The 14,000-nt window shown below is 44.6% G+C and carries 13 protein-coding genes and 1 tRNA gene; 1 reads left to right on the top strand and 13 read right to left on the bottom strand.

Translation table 11 applies throughout. The features are described 5' to 3' along the window. Positions 1-399: 399 nt before the first annotated feature. The 7 genes from HOL16_07195 to HOL16_07165 all read right to left on the bottom strand — a co-directional run bounded on the left by HOL16_07195 (position 400) and on the right by HOL16_07165 (position 7,152). The gene (locus tag HOL16_07195; protein MBT5390466.1) at positions 400-684 is read right to left on the bottom strand and encodes an HU family DNA-binding protein; all 285 of its coding nucleotides are present in this window, start codon (positions 682-684) and stop codon (positions 400-402) included. 168 nt (positions 685-852) lie between these two features. Continuing rightward, positions 853-3,255 carry an endopeptidase La gene (gene lon / locus HOL16_07190; protein ID MBT5390465.1) on the bottom strand — a complete coding sequence of 801 codons (2,403 nt, stop codon included), beginning with the start codon at positions 3,253-3,255 and terminating at the stop codon, positions 853-855. Positions 3,256-3,462: 207 nt separating this feature from the next. Further along, positions 3,463-4,740 carry an ATP-dependent Clp protease ATP-binding subunit ClpX gene (gene clpX, locus HOL16_07185; GenBank protein ID MBT5390464.1) on the bottom strand — a complete coding sequence of 426 codons (1,278 nt, stop codon included), beginning with the start codon at positions 4,738-4,740 and terminating at the stop codon, positions 3,463-3,465. A gap of 37 nt (positions 4,741-4,777) precedes the next feature. Continuing rightward, on the bottom strand, positions 4,778-4,921 hold the full coding sequence (locus HOL16_07180) for a hypothetical protein (protein MBT5390463.1): 144 nt from the start codon (positions 4,919-4,921) through the stop codon (positions 4,778-4,780). Between the two features lie 32 nt (positions 4,922-4,953). Further along, positions 4,954-5,589: an ATP-dependent Clp protease proteolytic subunit gene (locus tag HOL16_07175; GenBank protein ID MBT5390462.1), complete on the bottom strand. Its 636-nt coding sequence runs from the start codon at positions 5,587-5,589 to the stop codon at positions 4,954-4,956. Positions 5,590-5,668: 79 nt separating this feature from the next. Further along, positions 5,669-7,021, bottom strand: coding sequence for a trigger factor (locus HOL16_07170; protein ID MBT5390461.1), 1,353 nt, complete (start codon positions 7,019-7,021; stop codon positions 5,669-5,671). Positions 7,022-7,067: 46 nt separating this feature from the next. Continuing rightward, a tRNA-Leu gene (locus HOL16_07165) sits at positions 7,068-7,152 on the bottom strand. A 280-nt stretch (positions 7,153-7,432) separates the two neighbouring features. Between HOL16_07165 and HOL16_07160 the strand changes: the two genes are divergently transcribed. Beyond that, positions 7,433-7,930, top strand: coding sequence for a hypothetical protein (locus HOL16_07160; protein ID MBT5390460.1), 498 nt, complete (start codon positions 7,433-7,435; stop codon positions 7,928-7,930). Positions 7,931-7,959: 29 nt separating this feature from the next. On the opposite strand, the gene hflX is transcribed toward HOL16_07160, so the two are convergent. From hflX to HOL16_07130, 6 genes are all read right to left on the bottom strand, one after another. Continuing rightward, positions 7,960-9,201 (bottom strand): GTPase HflX, encoded by a 1,242-nt coding sequence (gene hflX / locus HOL16_07155; GenBank protein MBT5390459.1) that lies wholly within the window; start codon positions 9,199-9,201, stop codon positions 7,960-7,962. 72 nt (positions 9,202-9,273) lie between these two features. Then, positions 9,274-9,528 carry an RNA chaperone Hfq gene (gene hfq / locus HOL16_07150; protein ID MBT5390458.1) on the bottom strand — a complete coding sequence of 85 codons (255 nt, stop codon included), beginning with the start codon at positions 9,526-9,528 and terminating at the stop codon, positions 9,274-9,276. A gap of 119 nt (positions 9,529-9,647) precedes the next feature. Continuing rightward, positions 9,648-10,331: an HAD family hydrolase gene (locus tag HOL16_07145; GenBank protein MBT5390457.1), complete on the bottom strand. Its 684-nt coding sequence runs from the start codon at positions 10,329-10,331 to the stop codon at positions 9,648-9,650. Then, positions 10,328-11,170 carry a D-amino-acid transaminase gene (locus HOL16_07140; protein MBT5390456.1) on the bottom strand — a complete coding sequence of 281 codons (843 nt, stop codon included), beginning with the start codon at positions 11,168-11,170 and terminating at the stop codon, positions 10,328-10,330. Before HOL16_07140 ends, HOL16_07145 begins: the two co-directional genes overlap by 4 nt. A 29-nt stretch (positions 11,171-11,199) precedes the next feature. After that, positions 11,200-12,573 (bottom strand): Trk system potassium transporter TrkA, encoded by a 1,374-nt coding sequence (gene trkA, locus HOL16_07135; GenBank protein MBT5390455.1) that lies wholly within the window; start codon positions 12,571-12,573, stop codon positions 11,200-11,202. 17 nt (positions 12,574-12,590) lie between these two features. Beyond that, entirely contained in the window at positions 12,591-14,000 is a 1,410-nt protein-coding gene (locus tag HOL16_07130) for a sigma-54-dependent Fis family transcriptional regulator (protein ID MBT5390454.1), read from the bottom strand.

Below are 14,000 nucleotides of genomic sequence, written 5' to 3'. Positions count from 1 at the left end.
CCCGGCCATTAGGAATTATGAGCAAGCCGGAGGCGCGCTTTAGAATTTCTTATGAGCGCGGGATCCAGTCTTAAATCCTGCTCTCTGGCACTCTTTTTTCTGGATCCCGCGATGCCAACTCACTCTACGCCTCATCGGCTTAAGACGCCGATTCGTCTAGAGTTCCTAGGCTCCGGGAAGACGAGAATGGGAAGGATGATAAGATGTGTTTCCTAGGCTCCGGGAAGACGCCGTCGCGTGTCTCCTCAGACTACCTCGTCTCAACATCCAACTTCTGATCTCCGACATCTGTTATCTTCCCTTCTGATCTCTGACCTTCGACATCAGAATTCTGGTATATCCATAAAAAAACGCCGCTTCCTCTCGAAAGCGGCGTTTTTAACTTTAAAAAAAGTTGCTCTAGAGCTTTACACTCTGTACTGCAGCTTTCAAAGTCTTACCAGCTCTAAACTTAGGTTGCTTAGATGCAGGAATCTTAATCTTTTCGCCCGTACGTGGGTTACGACCTTCTGTAGCTGCACGCTTTGTTACTGTAAAAGTACCAAAACCAACAAGGCGAACTTCTTTACCTTGCTTAAGTGAGTTTTGAATTGTCGTAAACACACTGTCTACTGCTTTAGCTGCATTAGCTTTTGAAAGACCAGCTGTTGTAGCTACCGATGAGATTAATTCGCTTTTATTCACTGTTATAACCCTTGTTATTGTAAACCGACACCAATTTATTTAACCAGTGTCAGTCTATGCCAAACTAAAAGCGCCCGTCAATCAACTTTTGTTAATTTTTGGCCTAAAACAGCACTTTTTTTCATTTTTTCTTGATTTTTCCCCAAAAAACGGGGTGTTCTCGACTTGCTAAGCGCGCTCAACCTCAGCAATCTGCCCTTTTTTTGACATATTTCGTCCCAAATTTGACTCTTTAAAAGGGGTGATTTTTTTTGAAAGAGCCGTATCAAGGACCTTATCCACGTCTTCAAAGGCAATAATCTTAACTTCCTTTCTGACTTTTTCTGGAATATCCACAAGATCCTTTTCGTTATCCTTTGGAATCAAAACTGTCTTTATGCCCCCCCTATGGGCCGCCAAGACTTTTTCTTTCAAACCACCAATAGCAAGAACGCGTCCCCGCAAAGTGATTTCACCCGTCATGGCAAGGTCACGACGAACAGGTATACCCGTCAAAAGCGAGACGATAGATGTGCACATGGCAACGCCTGCAGATGGACCATCTTTGGGCGTTGCCCCTTCTGGTACATGGATGTGAATATCTGTTTCCTCAAAAGTCTTTGGATCAATGCCAAACTTCTGAGCCCGAGACCGGACATAGCTTGCAGCAGCCTGCACAGACTCTTGCATAACTTCGCCCAACTTTCCTGTAATACGCATCTTTCCTTTTCCAGGAAGAAGAACTGCTTCAATGGTTAACAGTTCGCCGCCCACTTCTGTCCAAGCTAGGCCAGTTGTGACACCCACGGCATCCTTATCTTCCATTTCGCCATAACGGTACTGATGGGGGCCCAAGTATTTTTGCAAAACCTTGGGCGTAATTGAGATCTTTTTTGACCCATTCATCAAGATATCTTTAACGGCCTTACGCATAAGGCTCGCCGTTTCTCGCTCTAGATTACGCACGCCAGCTTCACGGGTATAATAACGAATAAGTTCTTTCAAGGACTCAGCAGATATACTCCACTCACCCTTTTTTAGGCCATGTTTTTCCAACTGCTTTGGGATGAGATGACGCGTACAAATGCCCAGCTTTTCATCTTCTGTATATCCCGAAATCCGAATCGTTTCCATGCGGTCTAAAAGCGGCTGCGGCATGTTGAGCGTGTTGGCTGTTGTGACAAACATGACATCAGACAAGTCATAATCCACTTCCAAATAATGATCATTGAATTGAGTGTTCTGCTCAGGATCCAATACCTCTAGGAGAGCCGATGCAGGATCTCCGCGCCAGTCTGCGCCAAGCTTATCTACCTCATCTAATAAGAAGAGAGGATTGGAGGCCTTTGCCTTCTTCATCCCTTGAATAATCTTGCCAGGCATCGCCCCTATATAGGTACGCCGATGGCCCCGAATCTCCGCTTCATCACGAACACCGCCCAAAGACACGCGCACAAATTTCCGACCGGTCGCCCGCGCAATGGATTTCCCGAGAGACGTTTTCCCCACACCAGGAGGCCCCACGAGACACAGTATTTGGCCCTGAACCTTATCGACTCTCTGTTGAACAGCCAAATACTCCAAAATCCGTTCTTTTACCTTTTCCAAACCGAAATGATCTTTTTCAAGGATTTTTTCAGCCGATTTTATATCCTTTTTAACCGTTTTCCTTTTCTGCCAAGGAATATCCAACAACCAATCTAGATAATTCCGAACAACGGTAGCCTCGCCCGACATGGGGCTCATGTTTTTTAGCTTCTTAAGTTCGGCCAGTGCTTTATCTTTTGCTTCTTTCGACAATTTTGTCTTATTAATCTTTTCTTCAAGTTCCTCGATTTCACCCTTGCCATCTGGGGCGTCTCCAAGCTCATTTTGAATCGCTTTGATTTGTTCGTTCAAAAAGTATTCCCGTTGAGACTTTTCCATTTGGCGCTTTACGCGATTTCGGATCTTGCGCTCTACATTGAGACTTTCAATTTCCGCCCCCATCAGGGAATAAACTTTTTCGAGCCGCTCGGTGAGAGATTCAATCTCAAGCAACTTCTGTTTATCTTGGATTTTTAAAGTAAGATATGAAGCCACCGCGTCTGCCAATTTTGCAGCGGATTCCATCTGTGAAATAGCCCCAAACACTTCAGGAGAGATTTTCTGGTTGGTCTTAATATACTTTTCGAACTCATCAATTATGGCACGACGCAAAGCCTTTACTTCTTCTGTATCGGAGCTCCCATCAATGATCGGATCTGCATAAGCTTGATAAAATTTCTCATCGGTTTTGAAATTTATGAGTTTAGCCCTACTGCCACCCTCAACCAGAACCTTCACCGTCCCATCAGGCAGTTTCAAAAGCTGAAGAACAGTCCCCAAAGTCCCTACTGAATATAAGTCTTCAGGCTTTGGATTTTCCTGAGAAGACGTCTTTTGTGTCACCAATAGAAGAGGCACATCACGCTGCATAACGTACTCGAGGGCCTGTACAGACTTTTCACGCCCCACAAAAAGAGGAACGACCATATCTGGGAAAACAACAATATCTCTCAAGGGAAGAACGGGGAAAAGTGTCCCTTTCTGAAGCTTAGATTCCTTATCCATGGGGTGCTCTATACTCTCAATATCTATTAATAAATTTCCAAAAATCAGTTCATACTATACGTTTTTCAAGGCCCATGTCCATCATTTGCAATAAAGACACAACCCTGAAACTCTAACCCATTGAAAAATATCAATTTTTTCCTTGAAAAAGCCATCAACTACAAATCATTTTAGCAATATTACTAATTGGAACTAAAAGATTTAGGTCTATGAAGAGCGCCTGGAAGTCTTTTTGGCCTTTGCTTGTTTTCGGCCATAGACGAGAACAGGGTCATTTCCGTCGTCAATAACTTCTTTATTGACGAGAACTTCTTCAACATTCTCATAAGACGGCAACTCAAACATGGTATCCAACAAGACGCCTTCAAGAATAGATCTCAGACCGCGAGCGCCAGTTTTCCGCTCGATGGCTTTTTTGGAAACACTCTTAAGAGCATCTTCAGAGAACTCCAGCTTCACTTCTTCCATATCGAAAAGCCGTTGATATTGTTTAACCAGGGCGTTCTTGGGCTGGGTCAAAATTTCGATCAAAGCTTCTTCGTCCAAATCGCCCAAAGCTGCGATAACCGGTAAGCGGCCCACAAATTCGGGAATCAACCCGAATTTAAGAAGATCTTCGGGTTCAACACCCATCAAAAGCTCGCCCGTGGATCTTTCATCTTTGGTCTTCACGTGCGCCCCAAATCCGATGGCTACGTCCTTGCCACGAGCAGAAATAATTTTCTCCAACCCTGCAAAGGCACCTCCACAGATAAAGAGGATATTTGTCGTATCCACTTGCAAGAACTCTTGCTGAGGATGTTTGCGTCCCCCTTGTGGTGGAACTGCGGCAACTGTTCCCTCCATAATTTTTAGGAGAGCTTGCTGAACCCCTTCACCAGATACATCGCGGGTAATAGACGGATTATCTGATTTACGAGAAATCTTATCCACTTCATCAATGTAAACGATTCCACGCTGGGCACGTTCCACATTATAATCGGCAGACTGTAAAAGTTTAAGGATGATATTCTCAACATCTTCACCAACATAACCAGCCTCGGTCAATGTGGTCGCATCGGCCATGGTAAATGGAACATCCAGGACCCTTGCCAACGTTTGCGCTAGAAGGGTTTTTCCACACCCAGTAGGACCAATCAACAAAATGTTAGACTTGGACAATTCCACTTCTTCATTCTTCGTGTCGTGAATAAGGCGCTTATAGTGGTTATGAACCGCCACAGAAAGAACACGCTTTGCTTCTGCTTGGCCAATCACATAGTCATCTAGCACTTTGCAAATCTCGGCAGGAGTCGGGAAACCACCGTCTTTTTTGGCCAAAGAGGACTTATACTCTTCCCGAATAATATCGGTACAAAGTTCCACACACTCATCGCAAATGAAAACCGTCGGTCCCGCGATAAGCTTTCTTACCTCATGTTGGCTCTTTCCGCAAAAAGAACAGTAAAGTGTATTTTTCGTATCCCCGCTTCCCGATGCACTCATATCTTCCCCGTTTCTTATCTAAACTCCATACTCTAATTTAAACATCATTGCGCTCTTTGCACAATCCATAAAAAAATATGGGCTTAAATTGCTTTCCGCCTTCCGTCTTCGCGATGCTACAACGTGACGCGTCGCTATGGCGGATGGCCAGGAAGACGCCGTCGCAGGCGCCCTCAGTCACCTAGTCTCCAAATCTGAACTCTGATCACTGAATTACTTGGAATTTGCCTTTTTGGTCTCAATTTCCTCCTCAGGTTGAGGACGTTCTGTAATAACGTGATCAACCAAACCAAACTTCACAGCGTCCTCTGGCCTAAAGAACCTATCTCGCTCAACAGCATCGGCTATCTTTTTAATAGGCTGGCCCGTAAAAGTGGACAAATGCCTGTTTGTGAGCTCTCTAATCTCCAAGATTTCCTTGGCTTGAATCTCTATGTCTGTTGCTTGCCCCTGGGCCCCTCCTGCAGGCTGATGAATCATGACGCGTGCATTGGGTAAACAATAGCGCTTTCCAGGAGCTCCCGCGGCTAATAGAAATGCGCCCATGGATGCCGCCTGACCAAAACAGATGGTAGATACATCGCAGTGAATGTAGTTCATGGTATCAAAAATGGCCAAACCAGCCGTCACAACACCCCCAGGAGAGTTTATGTACAATGAAATATCCTTATTGGGATTTTCAGACTCTAAAAATAATAGCTGAGCACATACAACACTCGCCGTATTTTCATCCATGGCCCCAGGGCTGGTCAGGAAAATAATACGCTCTTTCAATAAGCGTGAATAAATATCAAAGGCCCTCTCACCGCGATTGGTTTGTTCAATAACGGTTGGCACCAAAGTGTTCATAGTATGTGTCATAGAGACTCCCTTTTCTTATGTATTTGTTACCCTATACCTTACCAGGTACATAGAGTTGGTCAACTCCCTACTCTTCTGAAAATCCACTTAGGGGGTCTTCTGATAGTTCCTTTGTCAACTCTGCAACTTCAACTTCACGTTCTTTAAGCTTTGCATTCTTGATAAGGTAATCAATAACCTTTTCTTCGAACAAAGGAGCTTGAAGCGAGGCAAGAGCACGAGGATTATCTTTAATCTTGTCAAAGATTTCCTGTTCCTGTCCAGGATACTGACGCACATGCTCCATAAGAGCCTGCTGCAACTCATTTTGAGAAACATCAATTTTGTTTTTCTTCCCAATATCCGCCAAGACAAGACCCAGCTTCACCCGACGCTCGGCAATAGATCTATATTCATCCTTAAGCTTTTTCTCACCCTTTTCCTTCATCTCTTTCTTAAAGGCATCATCCTCTTTTGCAAGATTTGAGAACTCATCCCAGATGTTCTTAAATTCGGCATCAGCCATAGTGGCAGGAACCTCAATGTCGTAGGTTTCAGACAACTTGTCCAATATTTTACGTTTGAGATGGGATCGGCTCAAGTGATCTAAATCTTTCCCCATCTGAGCTTTCACATCTTCCCGAAGCTTTTTGAGATCCTTGTACCCCAAAGCAGATGCAAACTCATCATTTACCTCGTGGGAGGACATTTCAGAGACTTCCTTCACGGTCACATCAAAGGCTGCTCCTTTGCCCGCAAGGCTCTTTTCCCCGTATTCTTTAGGAAAAGTCACTTCAACAGTTACCTTATCGCCCTTTTTAGCACCCACCAGTTGATCTTCAAAGCCTGGAATCAAGTTTCCAGACCCTATTTCAATAGGAAAATCTTTCGCCGTGCCGCCCTCAAAAACCTTCCCATCGAGGGAGCCGACAAAATCTATCAGCAAATGGTCGCCCTTTTTACTGCTGCGCGCTTTTTTTAAGGGCACAGGCTTTTTGTTTCGCTCGGCCAGCGCCAAAAGCGATTCTTCCACTTTATCTTCAGAAATGGGAACCGTTAATTTCTCCAAATTGAGTCCTTTTAAATCAAAGTCTTCAATTTCAGGAAGGGTTTCCACAGTCACTGTGTACTCCAGATCTTGCTCTGGACTAAAAAGATCTACCTTGATGCTCGGTTGCGTTGCCGGTATAAGCCCTTTTTCCTGAAAAGCTTTCATGGAAGTTTCCTTGATAACGTCTTCCAGGACTTCCGTATTCACCGTGTTTCCGTACCTCTGTTTCAAAAGCGTGAGAGGAACCTTTCCCTTCCGGAAGCCAGGAACATTTACAGACCCACCCAGTCCTTGTAATTTGGCTTCAATTCTTTCTTGGATCTCGCTTGAAGGAACTACGATCTTATACGTATGTTCCAGTCCTTTTGAATTCACCTCGGTAACTTTCATAAAATCAGTTCCATTTCTTCGTTAACTACAATGGTCAAAATATTCGTGGTGCGGGCGGAGGGACTCGAACCCCCACAACTTTCGTCACTAGAACCTAAATCTAGCGTGTCTACCAATTTCACCACGCCCGCGGAAGATCGATTATACCCCCATACCCATGGTTTGCAAACTCTACATAGCACAACAACTTGTCAAGAAAAAGGGATCAATTTGGGAAAACGTTTGTGACACGGAAAGATCCTAAAATTGACCCGCTAGTGGTATTGCTGTTAGTATGAAAGAGAATATTAAAGTAATTCCAGTTGATCAGGATTGAGTAATAAAAAGCTAGGGGATGGTACATAATGAATATATTTTCACGGAATTTCTGCGTAGTAGCAGTGCTAATGCTTTCGTTTTTTGTAACAGGTAGTGTTTGCAAGGCCGAAGAAAGAGATGCATCCTTCCCCCGACACGAGAGCAGCGAGCAGCGAGCAGCGAGCAGCGAGCAGCGAGCAGCACAAATTAGATGAAAGTTATCGTGAGTGCAAAAAATTAAATCCTCATTATACAGCGAAGAGATGTTGCACTAAGACTGCTCGCTTAACAAGCTCCCAAAAATCTCATGAGGAAACAATAAATAACTTTCTTACTGCGCTTAAAAAGATTGATGGTTGTCAGCCTACGTATATTAAAATGGAAGAGGGTATTGCTGAATGCCTCACAGATGAAAAAATTCGTCAGGATGTGGCTCAGATTACAGAAGACATGACAAGTAAAGTGAAGCATTGCTTTGCAAAATATAACCGCGGGAATAACATAAAAAGACACCTGCGATATGCGGGGAAAGTAGACCGATGTCTCGAGGAAGTTCTTCATAAGGAAATAAGATACGACCCACTACTAAGTTGCATAAAAAAGGTGTTATAAAGAGCTCTTGTTACCCACTTACCTCCGCGTTAGCTCTCGCCGTGAGCAACCATTTGGGAAAAGCGTCCCCAGTTTTTGGGGGAAATTCGTACTTTGAGATGCAATTGGGCGCCCTTTTCCTCTCGCTCTAAGACGTGGGCATTTGCATAGAGCCAGGCTAAGCGCTCTCCCTCTTTGGCATTCAGGGTGACTTTATGCACTTTTTCGCCTTTGATCATATGATCATCGATGCATTTTAATAAGTCGGAACAGCCTTTGCCGGTCATGGCAGATAGAAAAATGCGATCCTTAGAGTTAGAAGTCTTGGTTGGCTGTTCAGCCTTTGGCAACAGGTCGATCTTATTGAGCACCGACACTTCGTGCTTGATCATCTCTTGCCCAACGCCAAGCTCCTTCAAAACGTTATCAACATCCTTGGCTTGTTGCTCGGCATCGAGATGGGAAATATCCCGCACATGCAATAATAAGTCGGCTTCTGTCACTTCTTCCAGGGTCGCCCGAAAAGCCTCCACCAACTGGGTCGGGAGCTGGGAAATAAAGCCCACCGTATCAGACAGGATGATTTTATTGCCAGAGGGAAGTATTACTGCCCGCATGGTGGGATCCAGCGTGGCAAAAAGCTGATCCTTTACATACACATCTGAGCTGGTCAGCCGATTAAACAGAGTCGATTTCCCCGCATTGGTATATCCTACAAGGGCCACAATGGGATAAGGCACCTTTTGACGGGCCTTTCTTTGGAGAGAGCGCGTCTTGCGAATGCGTTTCAGATCCCGATCCAACCTTCGAATGCGCGTATCGATGAGCCGACGGTCCACTTCTAGCTGAGTTTCACCAGGGCCCCCCAAGAATCCGAATCCTCCCCGCTGCCGCTCTAAGTGAGTCCAGGAACGCACCAAACGACTCCGCTGATAGGTAAGCGCTGCTAATTCGACTTGCAGCACCCCTTCCCGTGTTCGCGCCCGCTCGCCAAAGATCTCTAGAATAAGCCCAGTTCGATCAATCACTTTGCACAGTAGAAATCGCTCTAAGTTACGCTGTTGAATGGGCGTTAAGGACGCATTTACGATGAGCAAAGGAATAGACTCTGCCGAAATCTGCTCTTTCATTTCTTCCAAGACACCAACACCAAGCAGTGTCGAGGGACGCGGCCTGGACAGTTTCACGAGCCGTGCCTCCTCCACGCGCAAATCAATGGCTTCAGCGAGGCTAATGACTTCTTCTAATTGGGATTGAGCGTCACGCAAACAGGATCCACGTCCACGATCCATATAAGTTGAATAGGAATGAACGACAAGGACAGCCTTATTCTGCTGTCCTTTATCTAATGGCATCTAGGCGTTTTATTCCTGTTCCCCTTCGTCTTCATCAGATGCTTTGTACATCTGAATAGGAACTGTGGGCATGATTGTTGAAATCGCATGCTTATAGACAAGCTGGGCATGCGTATCCCGACGCAATTGCAAAGAGAAATTGTCGAAACTAGTTACAACACCCTGAAGCTTAATACCATTTACCAAGAAAACGGTCACAGGTGATTTATTTTTACGGATGTGGTTCAAAAACACATCTTGTAAGCTTTGTTTTTCTGAAGACATATTTTTTCCCATATCTCCTTGTTATTATACTTACCTGTTATCTTAATATTCCATCATATGAGGGAAAAATCAACAGACTACTACGAGTCTCGCCGTAAAATATACGAGCGAACCCCCTTTTAACAAAAACTAGAGGGGCTTTGCAAGACATTTATTAGCTCTTTTGGAGAATTTATAATAAGTCTCGGGGGATAAACGAATTTATTTAAATCGTCCACCTCATTTATGTGGGAAATTAAAATTGGAGTGCATTCGGCGTTGTGGGCACACTCCAAATCCACGGAACGGTCTCCCACATACCACACAGGATCCTTTTCGGGACTATACCCTACCCCAGCAAGGGCGTAATCTATGGGAACACGGGAAGGCTTGTCCTTGGGCGTATCACAAGATCCAACAATTGACCCAAAATAGGAACCTAACTGGAGATGTTCCACTTCTTTTCGAAGATAATCCCCATTTTTATTGCTTACAATGCCTGTGTATATACCTTGTTCTTTCAGATATTTTAAAAGGGAGTCCGCACCTGGAACCAATTTTAGCTCCTCCAGATGGTCCTGTTCATAGAGTTCATAGAACTTTTTTTCTGCCTGTTTGGACTTATCTTTAAAAACTGTTGGGAAGAAGTCTCTCAGTGAATGGCCCACAACACTCCCAAGATTTTTCCAGTCATGTGCCTCTTTTCCCATGGCAACGTACGTTTTACTAAGAACATCAAAAATGACATTTTCCACATTCACAAGGGTGCCATCCCAATCAAAGAGGATGGCTTTGGGAAAGGGTATTTTTTCTAACAAGTTCATATGGCTTCCATCCATTTAAAATAAGCTTCCCTCAGTTGATGCGTTATGGGTCCCCCTTCTCCGGTCCCGATCACGCGTTCGTTGATCTGAACAACCGAGCGCACAAACTGGCTAGATCCACTTATAAACGCTTCCTCAGCATTTTCGGCCTCTTCCACGGTAAACAGCTTTTCTTCCACTTTAAGGCCCAGCTCCTTTATAAGGTCCAAAACAACTGAACGGGTCGTTCCTTTAAGAATGCCAGAGCTTAAGGGTGGCGTTAGAATACGCCCATCCTTTAGCACAATCCAGACATTACTGACTGCGGCTTCTCGAATATAACCGTTATCGTCAGTCAGCCATGCCTCTCCAGCTTCTTGCTGTGCTGCTTCTCTCTTGGCCATCACATTAGCTAGAAGTGAGATTGACTTAATATCTGTCCGTTTCCAGCGCGCATCGGGAATTGTAATTACTTTGATTCCCGCAACTTCTTTTTCATGAGAGACCCTTTGACTTGCCACAATAATAGAGGGTGACATGTCACCCGCGTACGCATGGTCTCTGGGGGCAATCCCACGGGTAACCTGAAGATACAATCGGCCATCCCTTATTTTGTTGCGCTTTAATACTTCTCGAAAAATATGCTTTAGGGAAGCAACTTTACAGGGGGCTGGTATTTCCAGCTCTTTCAGCGAGTAGGCTAAGCGATCTAAATGCTCCTGTTCACTAATGATCTTTCCCCCGACAACAGCCATCACTTCGTAAACACCGTCGGAGAACTGAAACCCTCGATCAAATACGTGAATCGTGGCTTCGTTATGAGGGACATAACGACCATTGACGTAGACACATCTGGACATATAAATTCTTACTCCCGTTCTAGCCTTCTCTAAAAATAATCTTCCGTCATAAATAGCTTTTCCACATCCCCAATTCCCTTTTGGGTGCTCAATATAACGAGGCGATCTCCTGCATGGATTGTCGTTTTCTCTTGAGGAACTACCACAAGCCCCTCCCGCACAATAGCGCCAACAAAAATGCTATTGGGAATGTTAATGTTACCAACAGTACTGCCCACAATCCGAGATAATTCTGGCACATCGGCTTCGATGACTTCTCCAAGTCCATCTCTCAAGGAATGGACTGAACGTATACGGCCCCTTCGAACATGTTGGAGAATAGAAGAAATGGTTATCATGCGAGGATTAATGACCGCATCTATACCAAGGGATGTAACCAATGATGTATAGGCCGGGTTGTTTACAAGAGTTATGGAGCGTTTGGCCCCATTTTGCTTTGCCAAAAGAGACGCCAATACATTGACTTCCGTGTCATTTGTAACGGCCACCACCGTTTCAGTCTTTTGAACGCCCGCCTCTTTCAAAATATTGACATCAAGGGCATCCCCCTGCAAAACAACGCCTTGAGACAGATTCTGAGAAATGTATTTTGCCCGCTCTTTATTATGTTCAATGATTTTGACACTCACCTCGGGATGAGCAGCCTCAATCCCCCGAGCAAGACTGACCCCTATGTTTCCAGCGCCCAAAATTAAAATATGCCGTGAAGCAATTTCTTCATAACCAAAAGCCAACATAACTCGATCAACCTGACTGGCCACGGTGATAAAATAAACTTCATCCCCCGGCAACATTTGGTCTTCCTGGGTTGGAATCATCAATTCATCATTACGAATGATACCGATAACGGTCACATTCAGATCCGGAAATAGCGTGGTGAGTTGGCGCAAGGGTGTGTACAAGATTGGACACTCTTCCGAGCATTTCACACCAATAACCCGGATCTCCCCTTCCGTGCTGGGAATAAGATCAAAAGCCCCAGGAAGTCGGATATTTCTTTGAATGGCCTTTGCGATTTCAACTTCGGGAGAAATAACGACATCAATAGGCATGTGATTCGTACTAAACAAATCGAACCAGCGGGGATCAAGATAAGCCTGATTCCTTAAATGAGCAATTTTAAGGGGGAGATGGAACAGCGAATGCGCAACCTGACACGCAACCATATTGACCTCATCAACAGGGGTTACGGCCACCAACATTTCTGCTTCCGTAGCTCCTGCACGATGAAGTGATTCTGGATGGCACGGCACACCAACTACCGTTTGAACATCCATACTGTCTTCCACTTTTTTTATAAGTTCGACAGATTCATCTATAACAACAATATCGTTTTTTTCAGCGGCCAGGTATCGGATGATCCCCATGCCAACATGCCCTGCTCCACAAACGATCACCCTCATGGCATATTCTCCATTGGCTAGGCGTTATTCTTTTTCCTCGACTCTGCTTTTTCGCTGGATAGTCCCAAAGCCCGCAACTTTCGATGAAGGGCAGATCGTTCCATACCAACAAATTCAGAGGTGCGAGAAATATTGCCGCCAAATCTATTCACTTGACTACTCAAATAGTTGCGCTCAAATATTTCACGTGCTTCGCGCAACTGAAAATTCAAGACATCTTCATTATCAACTTTTGGCGGCTCTTCTACATTAATTTCTGACATATCTAGGGGAAAAGCTTCCACCCCAATTTTTTCCCCCGGATCATTGGAAGAAGTAATCAAAGCCCACTCCACAACATTCTTTAATTGACGAACATTTCCTGGCCAATCGTGGGCTTTGAGTTTCAATATAACTTGTTCGCTAAAAGTTGCGGCATGCTTCCCTTTTTCCGTCTGAAATTTATTTTTAAATCCTTCTGCTAAAGCTGGGATATCTTCGCGACGATTGCTCAAGGAAGGAATTTTGACAGAAACCACATTCAACCTGTTATAGAGATCTTCCCGAAACCTCTTAGAACTAATCAATACATCCATATCAGCCGCACTAGAAGAAATAATCCGAGCATCAACTGGAATCGCTTGGGATGAATCCACTCGCCGAATCATTTCTGTATGCAATGCCTTTACAAGTTTCGCTTGTACCTCCAAGGGAAGACAATCAACATTTTCAAGAAACAGCGTGCCACCATAGGCCATCTCAAAACAGCCAGTCTTAGAAGGATGAAGAGGACTTTGTGCGCGACCTTCTCGACCAAAAAGTTCTTCCTCGATGGTCTGTGGAGAAGCTTTGCGACAGTTGAGAGAGACAAAGGGACCCGCAGATTTTTGAGAATGCTTATGGAGCAGACGAGCTACCGTCTTTTTACCAGCCCCGTCATCTCCTGAAATAAACACACGGCTCTTTGTGGGGGCCACAGTTTCAATAGTGCTTCTAAGCTGGGTTGCAGCAGAAGATTCTCCGACAAACTCATCTTCTCCAACTCTGTCCCTAAGTTCTATATTTTCCCTAACGAGACGAGAAGCCTCAAGAGCACGTTTTACAACGAGAAGCAAACGCTCTGCCGTAAAAGGCTTTTCCACAAAATCATAGGCGCCTTTTTGAATAGATTTAACAGCTGTTTCAATAGTTCCATGGCCACTAATCATAATAACCGGGGCCAAAGGGTGATCGCTCTTAATGATATCCAAGAGTTCAATCCCATCGAATCGACTATCATTCAACCAAATGTCCAAAATCACTAGCGAGGGTCTACGAACTTTGATGGTCTCCATAGCTGAAGCACCATCGGCAGCCGTATAAGTCTCATACCCCTCATCCCCTAAAATATCTGAGACAAGGCGACGAATATCCTCTTCATCATCAATTATAAGTACAGACTGTGACAT

Source organism: Alphaproteobacteria bacterium (assembly GCA_018662925.1).
In the GTDB taxonomy this organism is placed as follows: Bacteria; Pseudomonadota; Alphaproteobacteria; order 16-39-46; family JABJFC01; genus JABJFC01.
The sequence above is the reverse complement of the archived record's forward strand: the minus strand, read 5'-3'. Positions and strand labels throughout refer to the sequence as shown.

Excerpts from the sequence above, each read along its gene's own strand:
- lon (MBT5390465.1), bottom strand. The coding sequence starts at position 3,255 with ATGGATAAGGAATCTAAGCTTCAGAAAGGGACACTTTTCCCCGTTCTT.
- clpX (MBT5390464.1), bottom strand. The coding sequence starts at position 4,740 with ATGAGTGCATCGGGAAGCGGGGATACGAAAAATACACTTTACTGTTCT.
- HOL16_07175 (MBT5390462.1), bottom strand. The coding sequence starts at position 5,589 with ATGAACACTTTGGTGCCAACCGTTATTGAACAAACCAATCGCGGTGAG.
- HOL16_07170 (MBT5390461.1), bottom strand. The coding sequence starts at position 7,021 with ATGAAAGTTACCGAGGTGAATTCAAAAGGACTGGAACATACGTATAAG.
- hflX (MBT5390459.1), bottom strand. The coding sequence starts at position 9,201 with ATGGATCGTGGACGTGGATCCTGTTTGCGTGACGCTCAATCCCAATTA.
- hfq (MBT5390458.1), bottom strand. The coding sequence starts at position 9,528 with ATGTCTTCAGAAAAACAAAGCTTACAAGATGTGTTTTTGAACCACATC.
- HOL16_07145 (MBT5390457.1), bottom strand. The coding sequence starts at position 10,331 with ATGAACTTGTTAGAAAAAATACCCTTTCCCAAAGCCATCCTCTTTGAT.
- HOL16_07140 (MBT5390456.1), bottom strand. The coding sequence starts at position 11,170 with ATGTCCAGATGTGTCTACGTCAATGGTCGTTATGTCCCTCATAACGAA.
- trkA (MBT5390455.1), bottom strand. The coding sequence starts at position 12,573 with ATGAGGGTGATCGTTTGTGGAGCAGGGCATGTTGGCATGGGGATCATC.
- HOL16_07130 (MBT5390454.1), bottom strand. The coding sequence starts at position 14,000 with ATGTCACAGTCTGTACTTATAATTGATGATGAAGAGGATATTCGTCGC.